A 26,624-nucleotide genomic window follows, 5' to 3' on the forward strand; every position below is an offset into this window, starting at 1 on the left:
GTGACCATTTCCTCCACCAAGGCGAAATACACCGTCAAGGAAGGCGAAACCTGCCTGACCGCCCTCATCGACCAGGTGAAAGCCCGGCCATTCGGGGTTATTTTTACGCGCCCACAAAACTACGAGTGGGTCAACGTCACCGCCCAGGAATTCCTCGACGAAGTCTTCGAAGTAGCCAAGGGCCTGATCTCTATGGGCGTCGAACCAGGAGACCGCGTGGTCTTGCTATCTGCTACACGCTACGAGTGGAGCCTGCTTGACTTTGCTATCTGGGCTGCCGGTGCCGCGTCGGTCCCTATTTACCCGTCTTCCTCTGCATCGCAGATTCAGTGGATTATCGAAGATTCCGGTGCGGTACTGGCCGTCACGGAAACCCGTCAGCACACCGAAATGGTGCAAAGCTTGGTTCTTGGCTCCGACGGGAAAGCGCCGCTAGCGGCTTCACCAACCAAACTGCGTCGCGTACTTGAAATCAACTCCTCGGCTATCGACACCCTGAAATTTGAAGGCCGTGACGTTCCGCAGGAAGAGATTGATCAGCGCATCGCGAACACATCACTGACGGATCTGGCGTCGTTGGTGTACACCTCCGGTACGACTGGCCGACCTAAGGGGTGCATGCTCACTCACAAGAACTGGTTGTCGCAGATTCGTGCCCTCCTGACGAACCCCATCGGTGCCATTGCCCGTCCTGGCACCGTTGTGGTGACCTACCTGCCTATGGCTCACGTCCTTGCTCGTGCAGTGTCTCTCGCGGTGGCTATCGCCGGTGCGATGCAGTCGCACTGGTCTGACACCAGCACCCTGACCGTGGAACTGCAGCGTACCCGCCCTAATCTGGTGCTCGGCGTTCCACGCGTCTTTGAAAAGGTGCGCAACGCCGCCGCATCCAACGCTGCCGATGGTGGTGCGCTGAAGAAGGGGGCATTTGCGTTGGCAGAAAGCACGGCGATTGAATGGTCCAAGGCGCTCGATACGCCGGAGGGGCCGTCGAAAAGCTTGGAACTGCGCCGGAGAGCTTTTGACAAGCTCGTCTACTCCAAGATCAAGGATGCGCTCGGTGGTCAGGTGGAATACTGCATCACCGGCGGTTCACCTATGGGGCAGGACCTGCTGCACTTCTTCCGTGGCATCGGCGTTCCGGTCTACGAGGGATATGGCCTGACCGAGACCGCCGCCGCTGTGGCCGTGGACTTCGAGGACCAGAAAATTGGTACCGTAGGCCGACCCGTCGGCGGAATGGAGATCAAGGCCAACGCCGAAGGCGAATTGCTCATGCGCGGCAACTGCCTCTTCGCTGGCTACTGGAACAACCCCGAAGCCACCGCTGCCGCCATCGATAGCGAAGGCTGGTACAACTCCGGCGACTTGGGCGACATCGACGAGGACGGATACGTCTCCATTACGGGACGTAAGAAAGACCTCATCGTCACCGCTGGTGGCAAGAATGTTTCGCCTGGCCCGATGGAAGACATCCTGCGTGAACACCCGCTGATCTCTCAGGCGCTGCTCGTTGGCGACGGCAAGCCGTTTATTGGGGCGCTGATTACTCTCGACGACGCCATGTTCGCCCGGTGGAAGGCCGAGCATTCTATCCCGGAGGATAAGACTCCTAAGGATGTGGCTACAGACCCGCGCCTGCGCGCTGATATTCAGGACGCGATCAACTCTGCTAATTCCACGGTGTCGCACGCTGAGGGAATCAAGAAGTTCTACATCCTCAACCAAGATCTCACCGAAGAAGAAGGGGAACTCACCCCAACTCTTAAGGTGAAGCGCAACGTTGTCACTGCTCGTTACGAAGACGCTATCAGCCAGATTTACCGGCGCCGCTAGCGTGCATACCGCACGGCTCCGCTGAGATGCGGGGCCTCATGTGTGCGCGCTGTGGTGGAGCTGAGAAAGCGGTTGGGGTAATTCGGCGCGCCGCGCAACATTTGCGCGGCGAGTGCAATAGAGTGTGAAGGCAGCAAAGGAAACCTTGAAGTTGTACTTGAGGTTTGCGGGCTGCGGTGCTGCTCAACGGGGTGGTGACCAGCCTGCACGAGGGATAAATGGTTGAAGGGAGTGGCCACAACGCCATGCAACGGTCTGCCGCGCATCTGCGCCACCGTGAGCTCACACAAGAGCTCTACGACATCGGTGATGAGGTAGCTTCCTACATCGAAAATATCGCCGAAGCAATCGCCGACTGGGACGGGGAACTCACCGTTGATTGCCTCTCCGAGTTAGATGAGATTATTGAAGACGCACGTGTCGACGCCCGCCATGTTCTTGGCGAGCTCATCGGCCTGCGCACCGCTTTGACAACCGGACTGAAAGCCGGAAGCTTATCAGCACGCGCACATACCGGCCAGCCGAAGTATGAGAAGCCAGTCGCGGTCACCGCAACCAGCCTGGAAACTGATTTCCCGTTGACCGCTACTCCCGTGGTCGTCGCAGAGCTTGCAGGTGCCCTCGACGCTCGGACCGAAGCGGTCGGTAACTACCTGGCACGCCTCGTGGACTGGCTCTTGGAACGGACGGACATTGTTGCCAACGACCTTGAAGCCTTGTCCTACCCGCACGTTCTCAATCGGGTGCAGGCGTTAGTCCATGCCGCCGCTGGGGGATGGCTGACCACTGTTGTTGATACGCACCCCGCGTATGCGCGCGCCCGGCGCGGGCATAATCCGCCGGAGTTCTTGGCCGAACGCGCCCGTATTGACGCTGTCGTGGCAAAAGTCGTAGCTAAACGTAAGCAAGCAGCTGGCGGAATCGTCGCCGGCTAACTGCGGTAAGGTGGTGCCACGATGAACGCACCACACCCCTTAACCCTCCGTGAAGGGCCCGAGTCTGATTTCGTCGAGAAACACCTCGGGCACGCGAGCGCGCAGCAGCAAGAAGACTTTGCGCACCGCCCTTTCGGGGTGTATTTGCACGTGCCATTCTGTGCCACGCGCTGCGGGTATTGCGATTTCAATACGTACACCGCCGGCGAGTTGGGTACCGCAGCCTCGCCACAGAGCTACATCACCGCTTTAGGCGGGGAACTTGAGCGTGCGGCAGAACTCATGCAGGCGCGTGGTCAGCTGCGTCCGGCGGACACCGTCTTTGTGGGTGGCGGCACGCCATCGCTTCTGGGGGCGGCGGGTTTGGGCGAGATTCTTGGATTCGTGCGCGATACGTTTGGCCTAGCCGTGGGTGCTGAGGTGACCACGGAGTCTAACCCGGAGTCCACGAGCCCAGAATTTTTCACTGATTTGCGTGCCGCCGGCTTCACCCGGGTGAGTTTGGGCATGCAGTCGGTGGCCCCGCACGTGCTAGCTACCTTGGACCGTAAGCACACCCCGGGTCGTCCTGTTGCGGCTGCGCGTGAGGCTCGCCAGGCTGGGTTTGAGCACGTCAACCTAGATATGATTTACGGTACCCCGGGAGAAACGGATGACGACGTGCGCGCCACCATGGACGCAATCGTCAATGCGGGTGTAGACCACGTCTCCGCGTATTCGCTCATCGTTGAGGACGGGACGGCTATGGCGCGTAAGGTTCGCCGTGGCGAACTGCCGATGCCGGATGAGGATGTCCTAGCCCACCGTTATGAACTCATTGATGCGGCGCTAAGCGCAGATGGTTTCTCCTGGTATGAGGTTTCTAACTGGGCTAAGCCTGGCGGATATTGCCGGCACAACGATATTTATTGGCTGGACGGAAATTGGTGGGGTGCAGGCCCGGGAGCGCATTCGCACATCGGCGGGACCAGGTTCTTCAACGTGAAGCATCCGGCCCGGTATGCATCGATGGTCAGCCAGGGCCTGTTCCCGGTGAAAGATGGGGAAGTGCTCACGGATGCGGATCGCCACACGGAGAAAATTATGTTGGGCTTGCGCCGCCGCGAGGGGATCCCGGAACGGTGGCTCTATCCGGCAGCCGCGTCCGTCGTGGAGCGCAATATCGCTGCCGGCACCCTGCACCGGATTGGGGATAGGGTGGCAGTGACGGGTGCTGGTCGGTTGCTTGCCGACGGCATCGTGACCGACTTATTACTGGCAGAAGAAAATTAGACCGCAGTTGAGGTGATCGCGTGGCAGGAGCAACTGATAAGCGCAGGCAAGCAGTGTTGCGTGCGATTGTCGCAGACTACATTGCCTCCCAGGAGCCGGTGGGGTCGAAAGCACTATTGGAGCGCCACCAGCTGCAAGTGTCTTCGGCGACGATTCGTAACGATATGGCTGTGTTGGAGTCTGAGGGGCTCATCGCCCAGCAGCATGCCAGTTCGGGGCGTATCCCTACCGAAAAGGGATACCGGGTTTTTGTCGATTCGATCTCTGAAATCAAACCACTATCCCGGCCTGAGCGGCGGGCGATCGCGAAGTTTTTGGAAGATGGCGTCGATCTGGAGGATGTGTTGCGTCGCTCTGCGCAATTGCTGAGCCAGCTCACGCACCAGGCTGCGATGGTGCAGTTGCCAAACTTGAAAGTTTCGCGAGTTAAGCACTGTGAAATAGTGCAGCTGTCCCCGCGACGCCTACTGCTCGTGTTGATTACGGACAATGGCCGAGTAGAGCAGCGCAATGTCGAGTTGATGACGCCGGTGGCAGAAGACGATGTGGTGGTGCTGCGCGATGTGTTCAACAACGTGCTTGAGGGGAAGACGTTGCGGAACGCCCAAATTTCGCTCGAGAGCTTGACTGAGGTGACCCCTCCGGGGTTGCGGCACGCGGTGGAGGCCACGGCGACGGTTTTAGTGGAGACGCTCGTCGAGAAGCCGAATGACCGCATGATTTTGGCCGGTGCTGCGAATCTGACCCGGATGGCCCGCGACGGTGGGCTCAACATCACGGAGATGTTGGATGCGTTAGAGGAGCAAGTTGTTGTGCTGCGTCTTCTCACGAATGTTCCCGACTTGGGCAATGTCTCCGTTCTTATTGGGGAAGAAAACGATACGGAAGAGCTGCACGGGACCTCGGTGGTGACGTCTGCGTATGGAGCTGGCGACACCGCCCTGGGCGGGTTAGGCGTGCTGGGGCCGACGTACATGGATTACACGGGGACAATCGCGAAAGTCGCGGCAGTCTCCAGCTACGTGTCCCGTATCCTCGGCGCACAGTAGCCGTTTTGGAAACCTCGCTAGCAGGGGAGACAGCCGAAAACCTGGCACCCGATGGTCGCGAGTGCTTACGTGGGTATAAGGTGGCAGTGTTATAAACCCCGCGGGGTGGTTCGCGGGGATAAACGATGAACGCAATGAGACAAGAAAGAGCGAAGGAAAAACAGTGGATTATTACGGCGTGCTGGGCGTATCTAAAGACGCGACGGATCAGGAGATTAAAAAGGCCTACCGTAAATTAGCCCGCAAGTATCACCCGGACGTGAATCCCGATAATGAGGAAGCCGCCGACAAGTTCCGGGAAATTTCCTTAGCTCAAGAAGTGTTGCTCGACCCTCAAAAGCGGCAAATTGTGGACATGGGTGGGGACCCCATGGCCCAGGGTGGTGGGGGAGCCGGCGGTTACAGCAACTTTGGTACCGGCGGTTTAGGCGATATTTTTGAGGCTTTCTTCGGCGCTGCCGGCGGCTCCCAAGGGCCACGCTCGCGGGTGCAGCCGGGTAACGATGCGCTGCTGCGCCTGAAGATTAGCCTTGAGGAGGCGTTTGCGGGTACCCGCAAGGAAGTTACGGTGGACACGGCCATCGTGTGTGATCATTGCGACGCTACCGGTTCTGAATCAAAGGCGGACCCTGTCATGTGCGATCAGTGCCATGGTGCCGGTGAAATACAAGAAGTACAGCGTTCCTTCCTCGGCAACGTAATGACCTCGCGTCCATGCCCGAAGTGCTCAGGCTTCGGCGAAGTCATTAAGGATCCCTGCCACAAGTGCGATGGCGACGGCCGTATCCGCGACCGCCGTACGGTCACTATCGACGTCCCTGCCGGCATCGATTCCGGCATGCGCCTGCGTATGAGCGGTTATGGCGAGGTCGGCCACGGCGGCGGACCGGCTGGTGATCTGTACGTAGAAATCACCGTCACCCGCCACCCGGTATTTACTCGAGACGGCCGTGACCTGCACATGAAGGCGCGCGTCCCCATGGTCGACGCCGCCTTGGGCGCCGAGTTCACCATCGAGGATCTGGGTGGAAAAACCCACACCGTCACCATCCCCGCCGGCACGCAACCTGGGGCGCAGTTGCGTGAGGAGGGCTTGGGTATGCCAAAACTACGCGGCGAAGGCACCGGCGACGTCATCGTGCACATCGACGTCACTGTCCCCACCGACTTGGACGACACCACCCGCAAGCTGCTTGAAGATGTGCGCGCACACCGCGACGAGCACGCCGGCGTTCACCGCGAAGACGATGAAGACGGCGGATTCTTCAGCAAGATTAAGAACAAGTTCAAGGGTAAATAATGTCACTTCCCGTCTTCATCGCACCAGATCTTCCTGATGTCGGCGCCACTTATCTTCTGGATGGCCCTGAGGGGCGGCACGCGGCCGTCGTGAAGCGAATGCGGGTGGGCGAAAACCTTGAGCTCGTCGACACTCTGGGCACCCGCGCGGAATGCACGATTACCGCGGTGGTGGGCAAGACGGGGGTGGAGGTGACCGTTGATGCGAAGGTTGCCGAACCCGAACCACAGCCACGCGTGACTGTAGTGCAGGCGATCCCCAAGGCGCAGCGCGCCGAGCTGGCGGTTGATCTGGCAACCCAAGCCGGCGCGGATGCGATTATCGCCTGGCAGGCGGACCGGTGTGTTGCCCAGTGGAACGCGGCCAAAGCGCCAAAGGCGGTGGAAAAATGGCGCGCAACCGCGCAGTCGGCAGCGAAGCAGGCCCGCCGAGCGTACGTCCCAGACGTTTCTGGCCCACTGTCCACGCCAGAATTGTGTGACTGGCTGCGGAGCCAAGAATGCACGGCACTTGTTCTCCACGAGGACGCTGAGCTTAAGGTCAAGGACCTGTCAGGGCTAGACGCCGCGGGCCACGTCGTGGTTATTATCGGCCCCGAAGGAGGTATCGGCGTTGCGGAAACAGACAAGCTGAAAGAAGCTGGCGCTATGCCCGTCGTACTTGGTCCTCAGGTGCTGCGAACGGCGTCGGCAGCGATGGTGGCCCTGAGCGCCATCGGCATGGTGACCTCACGCTGGTAGCCTTAGGTGAAGAACACAGGGCAGCATTTTTGAAAGAAGGCAGACAAATAGACGCTCCACGTTCGGCAACACCAGTCGTTGCGGCCGCGGTCCAGCTTGACGACGACCTGGCGCCCCGCATCCTCGGCCCAGAAGAAAAGCACCTCCGCACACTCGATAACCTCATCGACGCTGATATTTTCGCCCGTGGCTCAGAGGTCCGGCTCACCGGTCCCGGCCACGAAGTCCAGCGAGCAAAACGCGTGCTCAAAGAACTCGTGTCGATGGCCCGCCGGAAGCAAGAAATCACGAGCGATACCGTCAAACACGCGGTCAATATGGTGACGATGCAGTCTCCGGAAAGCGTGAACACGCTCGTTGGTTCGGATATTGTGGCACGCCGCGGCAAAGTGATTCGCCCCAAAACGGCAGGACAGAAGTCCTACGTCGACGCAATCGACGAGAACACGATTACATTCGGCATCGGTCCGGCCGGTTCCGGCAAAACATACCTGGCGATGGCGAAAGCAGTCCAAGCATTGCAGGCCAAGCAGGTCACCCGCATCATTTTGACGCGCCCCGCAGTGGAAGCAGGGGAGAAGCTTGGCTTCCTTCCTGGCACCCTCGATGAGAAAATTGACCCGTACCTGCGGCCGCTCTATGACGCCCTCAAGGACATGATGGACCCCGAGGCCGTCGCAAAGCTCACCGAATCCGGTGTCGTGGAAGTTGCGCCGCTGGCCTACATGCGTGGGCGCACGCTGAACGACGCCTTCGTGATCCTCGACGAGGCCCAAAACACCACGCCAGAGCAGATGAAGATGTTCCTCACCCGCCTGGGATTCGGATCCAAGATGGTAGTTACCGGCGACATCACCCAGGTGGACCTCCCCGGTGAAGCACGGTCCGGGTTGCGCGCGGTACGGCACATTCTTCGTGGCGTCCCGGACGTCCACTTCTCTGAGTTGAGCAGCCAAGACGTGGTCCGCCACGCGCTGGTCAGCCGGATCGTCGACGCCTACGATTCTTACGAAACCGAGCAAATCAAGCGCAACAAGAAAAAGAAAACGAAAGAGCGGGGATAATAAGCGCCATGAGCATTGAGATTGTCAACGAATCCGGGTACCCGGGGATTAATGAAGAAATGCTAATCTCCGTGGCGTCCTATGCTTTGGGCCAGATGGACATCCACCCGGATGCGGAAACCACAATTTCCCTGGTGGATAACGACACCATGAGCCACCTCCATGTCCAGTGGATGGGGCTTGAAGGCCCCACCGACGTGATGAGTTTCCCCATGGATGAAATCACGCCTGGCCACGGCGCCAACGGGCGGCCCGACACCCCACCCGTGGGTCCCTCCATGCTCGGTGACATCATCTTGTGCCCCGAATTTGCACGTCGCCAGGCAGACATGGCCGGCCATGACCTCGGGCACGAACTTGCGCTGCTCACCGTCCACGGCGTGTTGCATCTACTGGGCTACGACCATCAACAACCAGCGGAAGAGCGCGAAATGTTCGCCCTGCAGAACGAGATCCTGGCCAACTGGTATGACTACCTCGCAGCGGAAGGAACTACTTTCCAACCCAAGCCGACTGGCCGCCACGCCTTCCCATCCGCTGCAGACCGTGCGGAACTAGACAAATTAGTCCCTGGTGGTGGCATCCCGGTTATCGCTGAGCCCAGCGATGACAGGGAAGACACGGAAGATACCGAAGACACAGAATACGCAGCAGGAAACCAAGAAAACTAGGCCGCTCACTTATGGACGAAGTCATATTTGCCACCATCACGGTGGTAGCACTTTTATTATCTGGCCTTATTGGCACCGTTGAGACCGCGCTCGGTGCTGTCTCCCGAGCCCGTGCTGAGGAGCTGCGTAAAGAAGAACGTCGCGGCGCCAGCGAATTGCTGCGCATCCTCGACCGTCGCGCCGACCACATCAACTTGCTGGTGTTGTTGCGCACCATCCTCGATGTTGCTGCAGCAGTTTTTGCTACCTCTTTCTTCGTCCACGTCATCGACCCCAACGGGTGGGCGATTTTTGCGGCGATTGCCGTGGTCTCTCTGATTTCGTTCATGGTGATTGGCGTATTTTCGCGGACGATGGGGCGGAAGAACCCGTACACGATTTCCCTGAACGTCGCCGTGGTGCTTGGGGCTATCGGCACGGTCCTGGGGCCGATTGCCCGCCTGCTTATCAAGGTCGGAAACATCTTCGCACCGGGCGAAGGCTTCCGCGACGGGCCGTATGCCACGGAGATTGAGCTTCGGGAGCTCGTGGACATTGCCCAAGAGCACGGCATTGTGGAAATTGAAGAACGCCGCATGATCCAGAACGTGTTCGATCTAGCCGGCACTACCACCCGCCAGGTCATGGTGCCACGGCCGGAAATGGTCTGGATTGAGGGCGCCAAGAACGCGGGCCAGGCCACCAGTTTGTGCGTGCGCTCCGGCTATTCCCGACTTCCTGTCATCGGGGAGAATGTGGACGACATCAAAGGCGTGGTATACCTCAAGGACTTGGTTGCCAAGACGTACCAGCACACCGATGGTGGGCGCAGTGTCCAGGTCGAGGAGGTCATGCGTGACGCCTTCTTTGTCCCGGATTCCAAGCCCCTCGATGAGCTACTGCACCATATGCAATCCACCCGCAACCACCTGGCCATGGTGGTGGATGAATACGGCGGAATCGCCGGAATGGTCTCTATGGAAGACATTCTCGAAGAGATTGTCGGTGAGATCGCGGACGAGTACGACGACGAAGACGGCGACCCCATCGAGCAGATTGCGCCCCGCACGTACCGCGTTATGGCGCGTACCTCCTTGGAGGACCTTGCCACAGTGCTCAAAGATGACTTGGACTACAGGGTGGACTTCTCCGACGAGGTCGAAGACCAGGTGGACACGGTTGCAGGCTTAGCGACGTTCGCTCTCGGCCGGATTCCGCTTCCTGGCTCAGAGATCACGATCGATGGTTTGCATCTGCGCACTGAGTCCGGGCACGACCGACGGGGCCGCATAAAGGTCCGCCATGTCATCGTCACTGTTGAAGACGTCCCGGAACCCCTTGACACTGAATCTGAATAAGCGACTCACCCCACCCGCGTGTGGGTAATTGCTTAAGCAAGGGTGCACAATGGGTGCGTGGCTACTATTCTCTCAATCCAATCCGCAGTTGCCTACGGGCACGTAGGCAACTCAGCAGCAGTATTTCCCCTCCAGCGCGCCGGACATGAAGTATGGCCGGTGTACACGGTCAACTATTCCAACCACACCGGGTATGGCGCGTGGGAAGGCCCCGTCATTCCCGCTGAGCAAGTCTCGGCGATCATTAAGGGCGTGGGTGATCGTGGCGCATTCCCCCACATCGATGCCATTTTGTCCGGATACCAGGGTGGCCCCGACATCGTGGGCGCCATCGTGCAGGCGGTGCGCGACGTCAAGGCAGCGAACCCGAATGCCCTGTATGCGTGTGACCCCGTGATGGGGAATGAGAAGTCCGGGTGCTTTGTTTCCCCAGAAATCCCACCTTTGCTGCGCAGCGATGTTCTCGAAGTGGCTGACATTATTACGCCGAACCAGTTTGAGTTGGGATACCTCACGGAAATGCCTGTGGAAACGCTTGAGCAGACTCTGGCAGCCGTCGATAAGGCCCGCGAGATTGGCCCGAAGTGTGTGCTGGTGACGTCCGTCGAGCGCCCTGATCGCCCCGAGGGCACGATCGAGATGATTGCTGTGGATGACAGTGGCGTGTGGGCCGTCCAGACCCCGTACCTTCCGTTCAAAATCAACGGTTCGGGCGATGTGACGGCGGCTCTTTTTACCGGCCATTACGTGGAGACCGGCAGTGCGGAAACCGCTCTGGCACGGACCGCGTCGTCTGTGTTCGACCTGTTGGAGAAGACTTACCAGGCTGGGGCCCGTGAGCTGCAGCTTGTGCAGTCGCAGGACGCATATGCGAATCCGCGGCTGCAATTCCAGGTCCGCAAACTGGGCTAACCTGGCTGGGGTACGCTAAGGGGCGGTACTTCAATGAAGAATTAAGGGAGTTTGTGTGAACTTTGGTGATACCCCAGAGGGGTTCCGTTCTGGTTTCTTGAGTTTCGTTGGCCGCCCAAACACGGGTAAGTCGACGCTGACCAATGCCCTGGTAGGGGAGAAGATTGCGATTACCGCGAACCAGCCGGAAACCACGCGCCGTCCGATTCGCGGTGTTGTGCACCGCGAGGATGCGCAGATTGTGGTCGTCGATACGCCTGGTATGCACCGTCCGCGCACCCTCTTAGGCGAGCGCCTTAACGACATCGTGGAGGACACCTATGCGGATGTTGATGTCATCGGGTTTACCGTTCCCGCAGATGAAAAGATCGGTCCTGGCGACCGCTACATCCTGGAGCAGGTGCGCCGGGTCAGCCCGAAGACTCCGATTATTGGCATCGTGACGAAGACGGACAAGGTGGGCCGTGACCGGGTGGCAGCGCAGCTCGTTGCCGTCCACGAGATGCTTGGCCCCGATTCCGACGTGGTGCCCGTGGCAAGCATGGACGTACAGCAGCAGCAGATTCTGCTCGACGTCGTGACCAGCTACCTGCCGGAAGGCCCCAAATTCTACCCTGACGACCACGTCACGGACGAGTCCACCAACGACCGTATCTCCGAGACCATCCGGGAAGCCGCACTCGAGGGGCTGCGCGATGAGTTGCCGCACTCCGTCGCAGTTGAGGTGGACGAAATCCTGCCTGACGACGAACGCGAAGGAGTCCTCAACGTCCATGCCATCGTTTACGTAGAGCGCCCAGGTCAGAAGAAAATCATCGAAGGTCCGGGTGGCCGGCGCCTGTCGCGCATCGTGCACGCCGCACGCCCGCAGATCATCGAGCTTCTCGGCAGCAATGTGTACCTTGACCTGCGCATCAAGGTGCTCAAAAACTGGCAGGAAGACCCCAAGGCATTGGGGCGTCTAGGGTTCTAAGTGCGGCGCGCCAGTTTCCGCGACCGCGCCTTGGTCCTGCGCACCTACGATTTCGGCGAAGCCGACCGCGTGGTTGTCTTATTGACCGAAAACCATGGCATTGTGCGCAGTGTCGCCAAAGGGGTACGCCGGGCAAAGTCTCGGTTCGGTTCCCGCGTGCAACTTTTTGTGCTTCTCGACGTCCACCTTTACCCAGGCCGCAACCTTGCAACAATCACGGCCGCAGACACCGTGGAGTACTTTGGTTCCGGCATCATCGACGATTACCAGCGCTACTCTGCTGCGTGTGCCGTCCTCGAAGCCGCAGAACGGCTCGCTCTGGCCGAAGGGGGAGAAGACCCCTGGCTTTTCACCTCGACCGCTACGACTTTGCGTACCCTGCAGACCGCTCAGCACCCGCTGCTCCACATGGACGCTTTCTTTTTGCAGGCCATGGCCCACGCCGGGTGGGCACCATCTGTGTTCAATTGCGCGCAATGCGGAAGGCCAGGGCCACACCACGTATTCCACGCTCCCTCCGGCGGCGCACTGTGTGTGTACTGCCGGCCGTCCGGGGCGCGCGAAGTACCGGAGCAAGCGCTGCGCGTGATGTGGTACCTGGAACGTGGTGACGTGGCCGGGGCAACGCAGGTTATTTCTGCGACCGATGCGCCGGATCATCTTGCGGGCGTCGTCGATAGTCTGACTCGCCAGCACGTTACTACTTTCATCGAGCGCAAACTCGCTTCATTGCAGGTGTTAGACCAAGGTTAAATATTCCACCAGGTACCAACGTGGCACAATACTTAGCGTGAATGCTTCGATCCCACAGCCCCCAGAAATTCCGGCCGAATTCCTGCCCGAGCACATCGCCCTTGTCATGGACGGCAACGGCCGATGGGCCCAAGAACGCGGAATGAAACGCACCGAAGGGCACAAGCGTGGACAGAAAGTACTCATGGATGCCGTGGACGCGTGCTTAGCGATGGGCGTGCCGTGGCTCAGCGCCTACGCATTTTCCACCGAAAACTGGCGTCGTAGTGCTGAGGAGGTGCGCTTCCTCATGGGCTTTTCCCGCGACGTTCTGCGCAATGACCGCGACGAACTGCACCGCAAGGGCGTGCGCGTGCTATGGGCGGGCCGCCGGCCACGACTGTGGCGATCTGTTATCCGTGAGCTGGAAGCGGCCGAGGAACTCACCAAAGACAATACGAAGCTGACGCTCGTGATGTGTATTAATTACGGGGGTCGGGCAGAGATTATCGACGCCACCCGCAGCCTAGCTAAGCGTGTCGCCGCTGGAGAATTGCGGGCTGACCAGATCACCGAGGAATTATTTTCCTCCGAGCTATATGTTCCGAATATGCCGGATGTGGATCTTTTCTTGCGCCCGTCAGGGGAGAAGCGGACCTCAAATTTCTTGTTGTGGGAGTCGGCGTACGCGGAGATGATTTATCAGGACAAGCTGTTCCCAGATTTCACCCCGCACGACATGTACGACGCCGTTCTTGAATACGCGGGTCGGGACCGTCGTTTCGGTGGGGTTAAAAAATAACTGTTCCTAAACTTTGCTTTCTAGGTGGAAAGGCTATAGTGACCACTTGTGAGTAATTCGGATGGACTTTCTACACCTAACGGCGGTCCGCGTGAGGGTTCGGCAACCGCGGATGGGGCGAGCCAACCAACGCCGCAGCAGATTAGGAAGTGGCGCAAATACCTGGCTAATGAGTTGGCAGAGGCTGCCGTCTATCGCGAGTTGGCGCGCAAGCGCACTGGGGAAGAACGCGAGATTCTACTCTCTCTAGCTGAGGCCGAGACGCGTCACCAAAAATATTGGCGTGACAAGCTGGGGTTAGAAGTTGGCATGCCACAGTCGCCGAGTTTGTACACGCGCATGTTGGGGTGGATGGCCAAGAACTTCGGTTCCGTCTTCGTGTTGGCGCTCATGCAGAATGCGGAGTCTGGGAATCCCTACGAAGATGACGAGGACGCTCCGGCACAGATTGCTGCAGACGAAAACGTGCACGCGGAAGTAGTGCGCGGTCTGGCTGCGAAGGGCCGTGAGCGTATCAGTGGCGATTTCCGTGCGGCAGTTTTTGGGGCAAACGACGGCCTGGTGTCTAACGTCGCCCTCGTCATCGGCGTCATGGGTTCCGGCATGCCGGCGGACGTCATCCTGCTGACTGGTATCTCGGGGTTGCTCGCTGGCGCTTTGTCTATGGCTACGGGCGAATACATTTCCGTGCGTTCACAGCAGGAATTGTTGGAAGCCTCGCGCCCAGCGCTGCCCGCGCAGACATTGCTGCCACAATTGGACGTCAATGCTAATGAGCTGGCTCTGGTGTATCAGGCGCGTGGCTTGAATAAGGAAGAGGCCAGCGAGCGGGCTGCGCAGGCGCTGCATCAATGGGAACGTGCCGGTGACGTCTTGGAGGCCGTGAACCAGAATGGTGAAGAGGAAGAAGAGGCTGGGGGTTCGCCAATGTCCGCGGCGGTGTCCAGCTTCCTGTGCTTCGGTACCGGCGCGTTTGTCCCACTGATTCCGTTCATCTTTGGGGCTTCACCAGCGCTCGGAGGTGTTGTGGCGCTGGTCCTGGTGTCTATTGCGCTGCTGATTACCGGTGGTCTGACGGGTATTCTGTCTGGCAAACCGCCGGCTAAGCGGGCGTTGCGCCAGCTGCTCATCGGCTTGGCATCCGCAGGTGTGACGTATGTTCTAGGGTTGCTTTTCGGCCTGGTTATTGGTTAAGCGCTTCTTGACAGGAAGGGCAGTAACCGTACACTTCAGCGTCGTGGGAATGCACGGTGTACCCGTGTTCCTTGGCCACGGTCCGGGCCCACGTTTCCACGGGGCCGCCGTCGATTTCTTCCGTGCGCCCGCACCGGGTGCACACCAAGTGGTGGTGATGCTCATCGCTTAAGCAATGGCGGTAGAGGGTCTGCCCGCCGGCCATTGTGATTTCATCGACCGCACCAATTTCCGCCAGTGCCTGGAGGGTTCGGTACACCGTGGTCAGGCCTACGGTGTGCCCCGATTCAGTGAGGGTTTCATGGATAGTTTTCGCTGACGCAAACGCATTGAGATTCTTCAGAGTGTCGATGACGGCTTCGCGCTGCTTGGTGTTGCGCTGGCCAAGTTTGGGCGTATTGCGCTGGGCTAAAGGTTTCACCGGACTTCACACACTTTCGGGCACGGGACTTTTTGAATGCTTAATGAAACTCTAGCAGGAACGTGCATATCCCATCAGGTGTTCTCCTGTGGAAACGTGGGTTAAAAGTCTTCCAACGAAGGCGATTCCTCGACTGCAATCTTGTGTGCCAGGGCGATAAGGTCCAGCACGCTGGTCTTGTTCAGGTGGTAAATCATTGCCCGGCCCTGGCGTGTGCAGGTGACCACGCCGGTCTCTTTGAGGATTTTGAGATTTTGGCTCACCAGTGGTTGAGATTTTGCGACAGCTTGCACCATCTCGCCGACAGTGCGGTTGCCGTCGGCAAGCAAAAAGATCAACTGCATGCGTAAAGGAGATGATATCGCCGAAAGAAGAACTGAAGCTGGGCTCACAGAATCTCCCCGTGAAGAATAAGGCATAGGTCTCCGTTCTGAGCCACCGTGGCGTCAGCGGCGGCCAGATATGCGAGCGCACACGAGCACCCAGGTGAAACGATGCAAATTATAAGATATGCCTGAAAAGCATTGGTCCAGATTGTACTATGCGGAAGCCATAATTTCTGGTGGGGGTAAAAGCTGCCCTGCTACTATGGGCAAACAGCCCCGGACCAGTTCTAAGGTTTACCCCCGAGTAAAAATCGCGAAGGCGAGACGATAGACTATCCGTGGCATTTTTATTGTGAGATGCTCCCACGCGCATCCAGCGCGTACGGGAGGTCCCCAAAACCCAAGGAGTGTTTGCCCACATGGCGAAGCAGACTGTCATCGATACCGTAGTGAACTTGTGTAAGCGTCGCGGGTTCGTGTTCCCAGCTGGCGATATTTACGGTGGTACCCGCTCGGCGTGGGACTACGGTCCACTGGGCGTCGAGCTGAAGGAAAACATCAAGCGCCAATGGTGGCGCCACATGGTCACTTCCCGCGCAGACATCGTTGGCGTTGATACCTCAATCATCCAGCCCCGCCAGGTGTGGGTCACCTCCGGCCACGTCGAAGTGTTCACCGACCCGCTGGTGGAATCCTTGCACACGCACAAACGCTACCGGGCTGACCACCTGATCGAGTGGTACGAGGAAAAGCATGGCCACCCACCAGTGAACGGCCTTGCAGACATTAACGACCCGGAGACTGGCCAGCCTGGTAACTGGACTGAGCCGAAAGCATTCTCGGGTTTGATGAAGACCTACCTGGGACCTGTCGATGACGAGTCCGGCCTGCATTACATGCGTCCGGAGACGGCACAGGGCATCTTCATCAACTTCAAGAACGTGATGAACGCAGCGCGCATGAAGCCACCGTTCGGCATCGCAAACATCGGTAAGTCCTTCCGTAATGAGATCACCCCGGGCAACTTCATCTTCCGTACCCGCGAGTTCGAGCAGATGGAAGTGGAGTTCTTCGTCAAGCCAGGAACCGACGAAGAATGGCACGAGTACTGGATCAACGATCGCCACCAGTGGTACATCGACCTCGGGATCAAGCCAGAGAACCTCCGCCTGTACGAGCACAAGCCAGAGGACCTGTCGCACTACTCCAAGCGCACCGTCGATATCGAATACGCGTTTAACTTCCTGAACAACAAGTGGGGCGAGCTCGAGGGCATCGCTAACCGTACCGACTATGACCTGCGCGTTCACTCCGAAGGCTCCGGCGAGGATTTGTCCTACTTTGACCAGGAGTCCGGCGAGCGTTGGATTCCGTACACCATTGAACCTGCCGCCGGCTTGGGCCGTGCGATGATGGCGTTCTTGGTCGACGCGTACACCGAAGATGAGGCTCCGAACTCCAAGGGTGGGGTAGACACCCGTGTGGTTTTGAAGCTGGACCCACGCCTTTCCCCGATCAAGGTCGCGGTGCTGCCACTGTCCAAGAAGGAACCCCTGGCTACCAAGGCTCAGGAATTGGCTGATTCGCTGCGCAAGCACTGGAACATTGACTACGACACCTCCGGTGCGATTGGTCGCCGTTACCGTCGCCAGGATGAGATCGGTACTCCATTCTGCGTGACCTACGACTTCGACTCTCTCGAAGACGGCGCGGTCACCGTCCGCGAGCGCGACACCATGGAGCAGGAACGCGTCAAGATCGAAGACCTAGAAAGCTACTTGGCTGCACGTCTGATTGGTTGCTAATGCAGGAACACACTTACACCTCGTGGGGCGTACGCGACGGCGACACCCCGTTGTACCTCGGGGACGGCCCCGATGTCCTGGGTATTTTCAACCTGGAGCGGGCTACCGTCATGGGCGCGCCGTGGGCTTTGAAGGTCGACGACAAGCAGAGCGCCAAAGCAACGCTTGCCGACGGACGTACCTTCCTGCTTAACGGGAACCTCACAAAGGACAAGAAACTCCGTGCTGACATCGCCGGCCGAGTATTCATGTTCATTAACGAGAATTCCAGCAACTGGATCATCGAGGACGCCACCGGCACCAAGATTGCCCAGTTCTCCGGCGCGAACCGGGGAGTGCGCAAGGCCATCCTGGAAATTGTCCCCGAAAACCCAGAGCAGCAGGTTGAGCTCACGCCAGAAGAGTTGGCAGCGCTGAGCTGGTTTGCTCGCATCATCTTGGAAAGCCGCCTCGGGCGTTCGTCGATGATGCTGATTGTCACGCTCGTCGCGGCATCTATCTTGGCGATTTTGGCGTTGTTTGTCTAGGCCCCTGACCCTGGGGCTGGTGTAGTCTTGGGCATTATGAGTACCCCGTCATCCCGTTTGTTTTCCGCCTCTGAGGCGGGGCATTGGGAATGGCGGGGTAACGTGCTTTTCGACGCCAATAATCAGGACATCGCCAACGTCAACACGGATGTCCTGATTGTGGGGCAGCACCGGCTGCTCATTGAACACACGCCAGGTACGCTGCGCTTTCGGGCTCGGGCTACGAGCAACTTCGGGGAAGTGTTCACCATTTACCAGCCCGGTTTAACCCTGAATTCTTTGGAAGCCCAGTGTGGCGATCGCCATTACCGTCTGCCTCGGACCAGCCTGTGGCGTAAAGAACGTGCCATCTATACAGCTGACGGAGGGCTCATGGCTGTGGTACGTCCGTTGATTTCGGGGCGTGTGGAGATCGTTGATCAGCCGGGTGTCACGGCGACGGCCCCGTTTATCGATGCCGTCTTCCTCTCCTGGGGGTGCGTGCTCGCGGATTCACCGTTGACGCATCCCCGGCAAGCGCACCCTACAGAGTTTTAGGCTAGGGCAGGGCCTAGAAGCGGCCGGATACGGAACCTCCGAAGCCGCCTCCGCTGGAGGATCCGCCCCCGAAACCACCGCCGCCGAATCCTCCGCCGAATCCGCCACCACTGTTGCCGCCCAACATGGAACCGATAATCATGCCGGTGAGCATGGAACCGGACCCGCCTCCGGAATTGCGTTGCTGTTGGCGGCGGTGATCGCGGATATCGTTCTGCGCCAGTTGTGCTGCCTGTTGCGCCTTATTTGCTGCTTCACGAGCCTCACTGATGGCGGTGCTAACGTCGGGGGCCGGGCGCTGTTGTGCTTGATTGAAAAGTTGGGTGGCTTCGGCGAGGCGGGTGCGGGCGGTAGCGCCGACGATACGGCCACGGCTGGAGATGAGGTCATCTGCGCCCTGTATTGCTGCGCGTGCCGCGGTGATGTGCTGAGCAAACAGTGACTGTAGGCGTTCTTGAGTAGCGGTCACCTCACGGACGTGGTCCAGGAGCTCATCAATCTGCGCGTCCAGATCAGTGAGTTCCTGGTAAACGCGTAGTGGCTCGTCGGCTGCTTCGGCACGGGCACTGGGTAAACGGTCCTGTGAGGAGGCTACGAGGGCATCAAGTGCTTCCCAGTCAGCTGGAGCGCCGTTGCGTTGCCCACGATCTTTGAGTTCTTGGGCCTCGGCAATTTCTTCTTCGATCTCAGCTATTAGTGAGGGGAGCGCCCGCTTTGCTTCAGCGATGTTTTCTTCAGCGTGCTCGATAGCCGTAATGAGCTTGTCTGCTGTATCCACCGCGTTTTCCGCGTCCCGGATCGTCGGGACGAGTTCGCCTTGCTGGCCAGCCGGCAGGGCGGCGAGTTCACGACCACGCGCGAGGTAGTTGTCGGCGTGGGTGAGTGCAGCCTCGGCGAGGTCTACGTTGTCTGCGATGGGCTCCAAGACGGACGCCGCAAACTGGTTCTGCATGGTTTCCAACTGGGTGCGGGCATGCGGAACGCGGGTGCGTAGGTCCACGATCGTACGGGCAATGTCGTCCAGGGCACTGTCGGCCGTGAGGAGAAGGTTGCGCATGTCTGCGAAGTCTTGGGATTGCTCGTCGAGTTCGCGCTGCGCCTGGGCTGCATGCGTAATGACGCCGATGAGCATGTCGCGTTTTTGCGGCTCGGTTTCCGGGATGGCGTCGTTAAGTTGCGCAAACGTTGCTTGCGCGCGGCCTAGGGCAGTGTTGGCGCGGGCCACAGCCTGGTGGAACGGACGCGTGCGTGCGGTCCCGAACTCGGAGTCGGCGATCTTTAGCTCTTCGGTAGCGGTGCGCACGGACTGGTCGACGGCTACCACGCCGTCGTGAGACAACTCCTCCAAGATATGCGTGGGCAGCTGGGAGACCGCCTGGCCGTCGCTTAAATCCAGGCCACGGGCGGATTCCAAAAGCTGTTCATCCTGCTTGGAATTCTTGCGTCTGTTCCATGCGAAAAGCCCACCGCCGACGGCTGCGACAGCAACGGCACCGCCACCAAGCCATCCGAGGGACTCAGTAGAGGAACTACCGCCGTTACGGGCGCTACTTACAAAAGTATCGGCAGCGCCTGGCCAGTCGCCGTTGGTGAGGTATGGGTATACGGCATCAAATAGGTCTTGGCGGGTGGACTCAGAAAACTGGGTTCCGGTCGCGACTGTTGCGAGGCGGTCGGAGGTGGCAACCGCCAAGACGGCTACGTTTGCGCCACCGTTGGCCTTGACCACAGCTTCTCCGAAAGCGTCGGCAGTAAGACCTTCGAAGCTGGGCTGGAACACAATAAGCAGGGTGTTATGGGTGTCCAGCTGGTAGCCCTCGATTGCCTGCTCCAGCTGGGTGATCTGCTCGCTGGAGAGCACTCCGGAAAAGTCATTGACAGCCGAAGGGTACGCCTGCGGAGCCTGCGCCAGAACATGCGCCTCGGCGGCGTGTGTCTGCGCGGTAGCCGGTATCGTGGGAAGCCACGGCACGGCCACAGCGGTTAAGCCAGCGACAGCTAATGCGGTCAGGGGCATGGGTGCACGGCGGTTTCGCAAGACGTATTTCATAGTTCCTCACAATACCGTCAACCTGGGCTGCTGGCGCGGCGTCAATTTTTACGGCGACGCTAAGTGGGCGTGCCGTGGTCGTCGTTAGTTGTTCAGCGTGCGTAGAGTGAAAAACCATGAGCACTTCTGGTGGGGACTACGAATATCAGGCCGCAGATCTCGAACGCTTTGCAGATGAGGGGCAAAAAGGCAGCCAATTTTCCCAACACGGGGAACACCGTGGCGCGTTTGCGCGTGACCGTGCCCGCGTATTGCACAGTGCGGCGTTACGTCGACTGGCGGATAAGACCCAGGTCGTGGGGCCAGGGGAGGGGGATACCCCGCGCACACGGCTCACACACTCACTGGAAGTCGCCCAGATTGCCCGAGGCATGGGCTCAGGTCTGGGCCTAGACCCGGACATCTGTGATTTGGCCGGGTTGACGCATGATATTGGGCATCCGCCGTACGGGCATAACGGGGAGCGGGCACTCAATGAGGTTGCGGAGGAAGCCGGTGGGTTCGAGGGCAATGCGCAGACGCTGCGTATCCTCGCCCGTCTGGAACCAAAAGTTCTGGTCGGGGACCGGTCCGTGGGGCTGAACTTGACGCGCGCAGCCCTCGACGCGGCATGCAAGTACCCGTGGCCACGCACAGCCGGCGATGGGACCGTGAACAAAAAATACTCCGCTTACGATGAAGACGCTGACATCCTCACGTGGGTGCGCGCCGGGCATACTGATCTGCGTCCACCGATGGAAGCCCAGGTCATGGACTGGTCCGACGACATCGCCTATTCAGTCCATGACGTTGAGGACGCCATCTTGTCAGGGCGCGTGAGCTTGAAACTTTTGTGGGATTTGGTCGCGCTGGCCAAGTTGGCGGAGTCAGGTGCGGAAAAATTTGGCAGTACCCCGGAATTGCTTATCGACGCCGCCGCCCGCCTCCGCGACCTGGACATTATTAATAAGGCCGCCGATTTCACCGGCAGCCTCAGCGGGTTGGTCACGCTGAAACGATTGACCTCGGAGCTGGTGGGCCGTTTCGTGGGGGCCACGATTGAGGCGACCCGCGCAAAGTACCCGGGCACGCTGGGCCGGATGGAAGGAAACCTGATAGTTCCTCCGGAGATTAAGGCGGAAGTTATCCTGCTGAAAACGGTCGCGGTGCTTTACGTGATGGACCAGCGCACCCACTTAGACCAGCAGGCTTTGCAGCGTGACCGCATCTTCCGCGTGTACGAGTTCTTGGCTGCGGGCGCACCGGGCGCCTTGGACCCGATGTACGCCGCGATGTGGATGGAAGCTGACACCGATGCGCAGCGTTGCCGGGCTGTTGTGGATCAGATGGCGTCCATGACGGAGAAGCGCTTAGGGCGCATCGCGCAGGAGGCTGCGGACCTGTTTACCTTCTACGGCTAGTCGGCGCGCAGTTCCACTCCGCAGTCTTCACACACGAGTGCTACCGGCCGCAGGTCGCTCAAGCGGTTGTGGCGCAGTACAAGGCGATCTACGCGGTATTCGCGCAGCATGTCGGCAAAAGCATCCAGGTTGGAGGGGGCACGCCGGCCGTCGGGGTAGAGGCGGAGAGCTGTTGCACGCACCACCTGTGCTGGTGTGAATACGGGTGCCGTAATAATGACGGTTTTAGGCATCGGGGACCTCGCAGAAGGTTTCGTAGTGGTCATCGGTGTAGTAGAAAACATCCGGGTCAGTTGCGGGGCCACCGGTGACGATGCGCCGCTCGCCCCTGTGATTCAGGCCCGGGGTTTCTACGGTGTACTCCCGGTAATAATTTCGAGGTTTGTCAGGCAAGTTGCCCTCGTAGTTGCCGAAGCGTGCGCCGTCATTGTCGGGGTACTCGAAAGGACCGCCGGAATAAATATCGGAGATAACGCCCTTGGCGTTTTTGGGTAGCGTGGCCAGCGGGCACAGCCCCCCGTTTAATTCCTGAATACGTGTGGAGGGCGGGGTGGAAACCACCCTGGCGCTACTGCTCGGGGTAGAGGTGGTTGTGCTGCTGGGGTCGTCGTTAAGCGCATCAAAGCCGAAGAAGCCCGCAAGGAGCGCGATAATAAGGCCTGCGATCCCGCCGGTTATCGGTGCTTTCCGGGAATTTTTGCCCTGGTTTCCTGCCATGGTTCATCATTGTGGCACACTCTCCAGACATGGGTTCGAACTGTGGGTTCGAAATCAGTCTCGAAGAAAGCGCGATCGAGCATTTTTCCTAGCCAGGCGCGTGACCTGACGTCCAGGGCCGTGGTGTTTTAAAATGGTGGACTATGTGTGGAATCGTAGGATATGTAGGACCTCAACCGTCCGAGAAAGCCCAAGAAGTTGTCATCGAAGGGCTACGCCGTTTGGAATACCGTGGATACGATTCCGCCGGTATTGCGGTCAGCCTTGACGGTGGCATTAAATTTGCCAAGACTGCCGGCAAGGTCAAGGCACTCGAAGATGCAATCGCAGCCGATCCGTTGCCGGAAGCAGCTGTGGCGATCGGCCACACCCGTTGGGCTACTCACGGCGGTCCTACCAGCGCGAATGCGCACCCGCACGTAGTTGATGGTGGCCGCATCGGTGTGGTACACAACGGCATTATTGAAAACTTTGCGGAGCTTAAGGCCGAGCTTCTCGACGCCGGCGCCACCTTCATCTCCGAGACCGACACAGAAGTTGCCGCAACTCTGCTGGCTAGCATCTACCACGGTGAGGCCGCCGGCGATCTTACCCGCGCCATGCAGCTGACCGCACAGCGTCTTGAGGGTGCGTTCACGATTCTTGCTATCAGTGCGGACCAGCCGGACCGAGTGGTTGCTGCCCGTGAAAACTCCCCACTCGTTCTTGGCGTGGGTGAGGGGGAAATGTTTCTAGGCTCGGATGTCTCCGGTTTCATCGATTACACCAAGCAGGCCGTGGAACTGGACAACGGCCAGGTTGTTACCGTCACCGCTGACGGCTACGAGGTCACCTCCTTCACCGGTGAACCGAGCGAAGGTAAGCCCTTTGAGGTCAAGTGGGACGCTGCTGCCGCTGAAAAGGGCGGTTTTGATTCCTTCATGGAGAAGGAAATCCACGATCAACCTGCCGCTGTGCGCGATACCCTCTTGGGGCGTCTTGATGAGTCCGGCAAGCTGGTCCTCGACGAGCTGAAGATTGATGAATCCATCCTGCGCAGCGTGGACAAGATTATTGTCATCGCGTGCGGCACGGCAGCCTATGCCGGTCACGTTGCCCGCTACGCGATTGAGCATTGGTGCCGCATCCCTACCGAGGTAGAATTGGCGCACGAATTCCGCTACCGCGATCCGATTGTCAACGAGAAAACGCTCGTCGTCGCATTGTCCCAGTCCGGTGAAACGATGGACACCCTCATGGCCGTGCGCCACGCACAGGAGCAGGGCGCCAAGGTTATTGCGATCTGTAACACTGTCGGTGCCTCCATCCCACGTGAGTCGGATGCGTGCCTGTACACCTACGCCGGGCCAGAGATTTCCGTCGCGTCGACGAAAGCATTCTTGGCGCAGATTACTGCTGCGTACCTGCTGGGCCTCTACCTGGCGCAGCTGCGCGGCAACAAGTTTGATGATGAGATCGCCACAATCCTCGACGACCTGCGCGCCATGCCGGACAAGATCCAGAAGGTCATCGATAATGAAGACCAGGTTAAGCAGCTGGGCAAGGACATGAAGGACGCGCAGTCGGTCCTCTTCCTAGGCCGTCACGTGGGATTCCCCGTTGCGCTTGAGGGTGCGCTGAAGCTGAAAGAAATCGCGTACTTGCACGCGGAGGGTTTCGCCGCTGGCGAGCTCAAGCATGGGCCGATCGCCCTGGTAGAGGAGGGCCAACCGGTCTTCGTGATCGTGCCGTCCCCGCGGGGTCGTGATTCTTTGCACGCTAAGGTTGTCTCCAACATTCAGGAGATTCGTGCCCGCGGTGCGGTGACCATCGTGATTGCTGAAGACGGTGACGATGCTGTGGAGCAGTACGCCAACCATGTGATCCGTATTCCACAGTCGCCGACGCTCATGCAACCGCTACTGGCGACCGTTCCGCTGCAGATTTTCGCGTGTGCGGTCGCGGGAGCGAAGGGGTACGACATTGACCAGCCACGCAACCTGGCGAAGTCTGTGACCGTGGAATAGTTTCCGCGCAACGAAAATGCGCCGCTGGCTTTATACCGGCGGCGCATTTTCGCGCTACGTGGCGTCGTAAAGCGCAAACAACGCGGTGGCGAAGAGGAACTCGGATACGCGCTAAGGTTGTGGGCATGGCTAAAGGTAGGATCCCGGAGAGCGATATCGCTGCGATTCGTGAGCGCACCCCAATCGAGGAGATTGTGGGGGAGTATGTGCAGCTCACTCCGGGTGGTTCGGATTCGTTGAAGGGTTTAAGCCCGTTTAAGGATGAGCGGACTCCGTCGTTCCATGTGCGTCCGAACCGCGGGTATTTCCACTGCTTTTCAACGGGTAAGGGCGGGGATGTTTTTACATTCCTCATGGAGATGGAACACCTGACTTTCCCGGAGGCCGTCGAGGCGTGTGCAGAAAAGATTGGCTATCACATCAATTATCAGGGTGGTGGCACAGGCCGTCGGGTGGAGCCCGGCACGCGTCAGCGTTTGATTGCGGCGAACAAGGCTGCGCACGAGTTTTATCGTCAGCAGCTGGAGACCCCTGAAGCGGAGACAGGCCGCCGATTTCTCTTGGACCGCGGGTTTTCCCAGGACCTGATTTACCAGTTCGAATGCGGATACGCGCCGGCTGGCTGGGATACGCTGACGAAGCACTTGCTCAAGAAGGGCTTTAACTTTAAGGAGCTGGAGGCAGCAGGCTTATCGACGATGGGCCGTCGCGGTCCTATCGACCGTTTCCACAGGAGGCTGTTGTGGCCGATTAAGAACATGTCCGGTGACGTGATTGGATTCGGTGCTCGCAAGCTCTTTGACGATGACAAGCTGGGCAAATACATGAACACCCCCGATACGATGCTTTATCACAAGTCGAAGGTGTTGTTCGGGCTGGATCAGTCAAAGAAGAATATCGCCACGGATCACCAAGCCGTGGTCGTGGAAGGTTACACCGATGTGATGGCCATGCATGCGGCCGGCATTAAGACGGCGGTGGCTTCGTGCGGCACGGCGTTTGGCGCGGATCACCTGCAGATTTTGCGCCGCCTCATGCTCGACGACAATTTTTTCCGTGGCGAACTGATTTATACCTTCGATGGTGATGAAGCAGGCCAAAAGGCTGCAATGCGCGCGTTTGAAGGCGATCAGAAGTTTACAGGCCAGTCGTACGTAGCAGTCGCCCCGGACGGGATGGACCCGTGCGACCTGCGCTTGGAAAAGGGCGATGTTGCGGTCCGCGAGCTTATTGCCACGCGTATCCCGATGTTTGAGTTCGTTATTCGGGCAACACTGAAGGATTATTCCCTGGATTCGGTAGAGGGGCGCTTGCAGGCGCTCCGCCGCGCCGTTCCGGTGGTGGCCACGATTCGCGATACTCCACTGCAGACGGAGTACGCCCGCATGCTTGCCGGCTGGGTCGGGTGGGCTGACACCGACGATGTTATCCGGCAAGTCCGCGAGGAGGCCCGCAAACCCAAAGCACCCGAGCCACGGAGAGCGAAGCGTTTCGATTCCGCGTCTTCCCAACCGGTGGAGACGGCGCCAGCGTTGCGGCTACCTGACCCCCGCACCCCGTCGTTGTGGCCACAGCGTGAGTCGTTGAAGTTGGCGCTACAGTACCCAGAGTTGGCGGGGAGTTATTTTGATGGCCTCTCGGAAGAGAGCTACACGCATGAGGCCTATCAGGCTGTGCGTAAGGCCATTGAGGAGGCCGGTGGCTGCGCCCAGGCTGGTGATCACGCCAATTGGATTAGTAACGTAGCCGACCACATGCTGGATCTCGGCGGGCGGCAGTTCGTTTCAGAACTGGCCGTCGAAGAGATCCGTGTCGACGACGACCAACTGGAACAGTACGTCGATTCAGTATTGTCGCGCCTGCAGGAGGCGCGCATTGGCAACGAAATTTCGCTGCTCAAAAGCCAGTTGCAGCGGATGCGCCCCTCGGACGATGAGGTCACATATAACGCGATGTTCGCGGACCTCGTGGCGCTGGAGCAGGCGCGCCGGGAACTCAACGAGCGCGCCTTCCGTTAA

The 26,624-nt window shown here is 59.1% G+C and carries 25 protein-coding genes; 20 read left to right on the forward strand and 5 right to left on the reverse strand.

Annotated features, from left to right (window positions below; translation table 11 throughout):
- The 14 genes from ATK06_RS06805 (at position 1) to ATK06_RS06870 (ending at position 14,817) form a co-directional block, all read left to right on the forward strand.
- Positions 1–1,836: an AMP-dependent synthetase/ligase gene (locus ATK06_RS06805; RefSeq protein WP_048379522.1), complete on the forward strand. Its 1,836-nt coding sequence runs from the start codon at positions 1–3 to the stop codon at positions 1,834–1,836.
- A 245-nt stretch (positions 1,837–2,081) separates the two neighbouring features.
- Entirely contained in the window at positions 2,082–2,771 is a 690-nt protein-coding gene (locus tag ATK06_RS06810) for a hypothetical protein (RefSeq protein WP_048379520.1), read from the forward strand.
- Positions 2,772–2,792: 21 nt separating this feature from the next.
- Positions 2,793–4,043, forward strand: a complete 1,251-nt coding sequence (hemW, locus tag ATK06_RS06815) for a radical SAM family heme chaperone HemW (protein WP_098389069.1) — start codon at positions 2,793–2,795, stop codon at positions 4,041–4,043.
- A 20-nt stretch (positions 4,044–4,063) separates the two neighbouring features.
- Entirely contained in the window at positions 4,064–5,092 is a 1,029-nt protein-coding gene (gene hrcA / locus ATK06_RS06820) for a heat-inducible transcriptional repressor HrcA (RefSeq protein ID WP_098389070.1), read from the forward strand.
- A gap of 163 nt (positions 5,093–5,255) precedes the next feature.
- Positions 5,256–6,392 carry a molecular chaperone DnaJ gene (gene dnaJ, locus ATK06_RS06825; RefSeq protein ID WP_048379518.1) on the forward strand — a complete coding sequence of 379 codons (1,137 nt, stop codon included), beginning with the start codon at positions 5,256–5,258 and terminating at the stop codon, positions 6,390–6,392.
- Positions 6,392–7,132, forward strand: coding sequence for a 16S rRNA (uracil(1498)-N(3))-methyltransferase (locus tag ATK06_RS06830; protein WP_098389071.1), 741 nt, complete (start codon positions 6,392–6,394; stop codon positions 7,130–7,132). Before dnaJ ends, ATK06_RS06830 begins: the two co-directional genes overlap by 1 nt.
- A 107-nt stretch (positions 7,133–7,239) precedes the next feature.
- On the forward strand, positions 7,240–8,196 hold the full coding sequence (locus tag ATK06_RS06835; RefSeq protein ID WP_408608303.1) for a PhoH family protein: 957 nt from the start codon (positions 7,240–7,242) through the stop codon (positions 8,194–8,196).
- A gap of 8 nt (positions 8,197–8,204) precedes the next feature.
- Positions 8,205–8,867 carry an rRNA maturation RNase YbeY gene (gene ybeY / locus ATK06_RS06840; RefSeq protein WP_048379514.1) on the forward strand — a complete coding sequence of 221 codons (663 nt, stop codon included), beginning with the start codon at positions 8,205–8,207 and terminating at the stop codon, positions 8,865–8,867.
- 11 nt (positions 8,868–8,878) lie between these two features.
- Positions 8,879–10,204 (forward strand): hemolysin family protein, encoded by a 1,326-nt coding sequence (locus ATK06_RS06845; protein ID WP_048379512.1) that lies wholly within the window; start codon positions 8,879–8,881, stop codon positions 10,202–10,204.
- A gap of 57 nt (positions 10,205–10,261) precedes the next feature.
- Complete coding sequence (pdxY, locus tag ATK06_RS06850; protein ID WP_098389072.1) at positions 10,262–11,116, forward strand: pyridoxal kinase PdxY; 855 nt, start codon at positions 10,262–10,264, stop codon at positions 11,114–11,116.
- 55 nt (positions 11,117–11,171) lie between these two features.
- Complete coding sequence (era, locus tag ATK06_RS06855; RefSeq protein ID WP_098389073.1) at positions 11,172–12,089, forward strand: GTPase Era; 918 nt, start codon at positions 11,172–11,174, stop codon at positions 12,087–12,089.
- Complete coding sequence (recO, locus tag ATK06_RS06860; protein ID WP_048379508.1) at positions 12,090–12,842, forward strand: DNA repair protein RecO; 753 nt, start codon at positions 12,090–12,092, stop codon at positions 12,840–12,842.
- Positions 12,843–12,879: 37 nt separating this feature from the next.
- Entirely contained in the window at positions 12,880–13,623 is a 744-nt protein-coding gene (locus ATK06_RS06865; RefSeq protein WP_231913522.1) for an isoprenyl transferase, read from the forward strand.
- A gap of 141 nt (positions 13,624–13,764) precedes the next feature.
- Positions 13,765–14,817 (forward strand): VIT1/CCC1 transporter family protein, encoded by a 1,053-nt coding sequence (locus tag ATK06_RS06870; RefSeq protein ID WP_231913578.1) that lies wholly within the window; start codon positions 13,765–13,767, stop codon positions 14,815–14,817.
- Here the strand turns inward: ATK06_RS06870 and ATK06_RS06875 are convergent.
- Together ATK06_RS06875 and ATK06_RS06880 are read right to left on the reverse strand one after the other, a co-directional pair.
- On the reverse strand, positions 14,807–15,238 hold the full coding sequence (locus ATK06_RS06875) for a Fur family transcriptional regulator (protein WP_048379504.1): 432 nt from the start codon (positions 15,236–15,238) through the stop codon (positions 14,807–14,809). The genes ATK06_RS06870 and ATK06_RS06875 overlap by 11 nt on opposite strands.
- A 101-nt stretch (positions 15,239–15,339) precedes the next feature.
- Positions 15,340–15,657, reverse strand: coding sequence for an ArsR/SmtB family transcription factor (locus ATK06_RS06880; protein WP_048379502.1), 318 nt, complete (start codon positions 15,655–15,657; stop codon positions 15,340–15,342).
- 326 nt (positions 15,658–15,983) lie between these two features.
- Here ATK06_RS06880 and ATK06_RS06885 point away from each other — a divergent pair, with 326 nt between their 5' ends.
- From ATK06_RS06885 to ATK06_RS06895, 3 genes are read left to right on the forward strand one after another with little or no spacing between them, the layout of a single operon-like run.
- Complete coding sequence (locus ATK06_RS06885) at positions 15,984–17,369, forward strand: glycine--tRNA ligase (RefSeq protein WP_048379500.1); 1,386 nt, start codon at positions 15,984–15,986, stop codon at positions 17,367–17,369.
- Positions 17,369–17,896, forward strand: a complete 528-nt coding sequence (locus ATK06_RS06890; RefSeq protein ID WP_048379498.1) for a hypothetical protein — start codon at positions 17,369–17,371, stop codon at positions 17,894–17,896. Before ATK06_RS06885 ends, ATK06_RS06890 begins: the two co-directional genes overlap by 1 nt.
- A gap of 36 nt (positions 17,897–17,932) precedes the next feature.
- The gene (locus ATK06_RS06895; RefSeq protein WP_098389074.1) at positions 17,933–18,433 is read left to right on the forward strand and encodes a hypothetical protein; all 501 of its coding nucleotides are present in this window, start codon (positions 17,933–17,935) and stop codon (positions 18,431–18,433) included.
- Positions 18,434–18,446: 13 nt separating this feature from the next.
- On the opposite strand, the gene ATK06_RS06900 is transcribed toward ATK06_RS06895, so the two are convergent.
- Positions 18,447–20,483 carry a TPM domain-containing protein gene (locus tag ATK06_RS06900; RefSeq protein WP_098389075.1) on the reverse strand — a complete coding sequence of 679 codons (2,037 nt, stop codon included), beginning with the start codon at positions 20,481–20,483 and terminating at the stop codon, positions 18,447–18,449.
- Between the two features lie 116 nt (positions 20,484–20,599).
- Here ATK06_RS06900 and ATK06_RS06905 point away from each other — a divergent pair, with 116 nt between their 5' ends.
- Positions 20,600–21,883 (forward strand): deoxyguanosinetriphosphate triphosphohydrolase, encoded by a 1,284-nt coding sequence (locus ATK06_RS06905; RefSeq protein ID WP_048379493.1) that lies wholly within the window; start codon positions 20,600–20,602, stop codon positions 21,881–21,883.
- Here ATK06_RS06905 and ATK06_RS06910 read toward each other — a convergent pair.
- Positions 21,880–22,116, reverse strand: coding sequence for a hypothetical protein (locus tag ATK06_RS06910; RefSeq protein ID WP_048379490.1), 237 nt, complete (start codon positions 22,114–22,116; stop codon positions 21,880–21,882). The two genes, ATK06_RS06905 and ATK06_RS06910, sit on opposite strands and share 4 nt — an antisense overlap.
- The gene (locus ATK06_RS06915) at positions 22,109–22,600 is read right to left on the reverse strand and encodes a guanyl-specific ribonuclease (RefSeq protein WP_048379488.1); all 492 of its coding nucleotides are present in this window, start codon (positions 22,598–22,600) and stop codon (positions 22,109–22,111) included. Before ATK06_RS06915 ends, ATK06_RS06910 begins: the two co-directional genes overlap by 8 nt.
- A gap of 143 nt (positions 22,601–22,743) precedes the next feature.
- Here ATK06_RS06915 and glmS point away from each other — a divergent pair, with 143 nt between their 5' ends.
- Together glmS and dnaG are read left to right on the forward strand one after the other, a co-directional pair.
- Positions 22,744–24,606, forward strand: a complete 1,863-nt coding sequence (glmS, locus tag ATK06_RS06920) for a glutamine--fructose-6-phosphate transaminase (isomerizing) (RefSeq protein ID WP_098389076.1) — start codon at positions 22,744–22,746, stop codon at positions 24,604–24,606.
- Between the two features lie 125 nt (positions 24,607–24,731).
- Positions 24,732–26,624: a DNA primase gene (dnaG, locus tag ATK06_RS06925; RefSeq protein ID WP_048379486.1), complete on the forward strand. Its 1,893-nt coding sequence runs from the start codon at positions 24,732–24,734 to the stop codon at positions 26,622–26,624.

This window comes from Corynebacterium renale (assembly GCF_002563965.1).
Lineage (GTDB): Bacteria > Actinomycetota > Actinomycetes > Mycobacteriales > Mycobacteriaceae > Corynebacterium > Corynebacterium renale.

What these genes read in the sequence shown, in the direction of transcription:
- ATK06_RS06905 (WP_048379493.1), top strand. Translation starts at nt 20,600, where the DNA reads ATGAGCACTTCTGGTGGGGACTACGAATATCAGGCCGCAGATCTCGAA.
- ATK06_RS06910 (WP_048379490.1), bottom strand. Translation starts at nt 22,116, where the DNA reads ATGCCTAAAACCGTCATTATTACGGCACCCGTATTCACACCAGCACAG.
- ATK06_RS06830 (WP_098389071.1), top strand. Translation starts at nt 6,392, where the DNA reads ATGTCACTTCCCGTCTTCATCGCACCAGATCTTCCTGATGTCGGCGCC.
- ATK06_RS06915 (WP_048379488.1), bottom strand. Translation starts at nt 22,600, where the DNA reads ATGGCAGGAAACCAGGGCAAAAATTCCCGGAAAGCACCGATAACCGGC.
- ATK06_RS06810 (WP_048379520.1), top strand. Translation starts at nt 2,082, where the DNA reads ATGCAACGGTCTGCCGCGCATCTGCGCCACCGTGAGCTCACACAAGAG.
- dnaG (WP_048379486.1), top strand. Translation starts at nt 24,732, where the DNA reads ATGGCTAAAGGTAGGATCCCGGAGAGCGATATCGCTGCGATTCGTGAG.
- ATK06_RS06880 (WP_048379502.1), bottom strand. Translation starts at nt 15,657, where the DNA reads ATGCCTTATTCTTCACGGGGAGATTCTGTGAGCCCAGCTTCAGTTCTT.
- hemW (WP_098389069.1), top strand. Translation starts at nt 2,793, where the DNA reads ATGAACGCACCACACCCCTTAACCCTCCGTGAAGGGCCCGAGTCTGAT.
- ATK06_RS06845 (WP_048379512.1), top strand. Translation starts at nt 8,879, where the DNA reads ATGGACGAAGTCATATTTGCCACCATCACGGTGGTAGCACTTTTATTA.
- ybeY (WP_048379514.1), top strand. Translation starts at nt 8,205, where the DNA reads ATGAGCATTGAGATTGTCAACGAATCCGGGTACCCGGGGATTAATGAA.
- ATK06_RS06885 (WP_048379500.1), top strand. Translation starts at nt 15,984, where the DNA reads ATGGCGAAGCAGACTGTCATCGATACCGTAGTGAACTTGTGTAAGCGT.
- ATK06_RS06895 (WP_098389074.1), top strand. Translation starts at nt 17,933, where the DNA reads ATGAGTACCCCGTCATCCCGTTTGTTTTCCGCCTCTGAGGCGGGGCAT.
- ATK06_RS06900 (WP_098389075.1), bottom strand. Translation starts at nt 20,483, where the DNA reads ATGAAATACGTCTTGCGAAACCGCCGTGCACCCATGCCCCTGACCGCA.
- glmS (WP_098389076.1), top strand. Translation starts at nt 22,744, where the DNA reads ATGTGTGGAATCGTAGGATATGTAGGACCTCAACCGTCCGAGAAAGCC.
- ATK06_RS06890 (WP_048379498.1), top strand. Translation starts at nt 17,369, where the DNA reads ATGCAGGAACACACTTACACCTCGTGGGGCGTACGCGACGGCGACACC.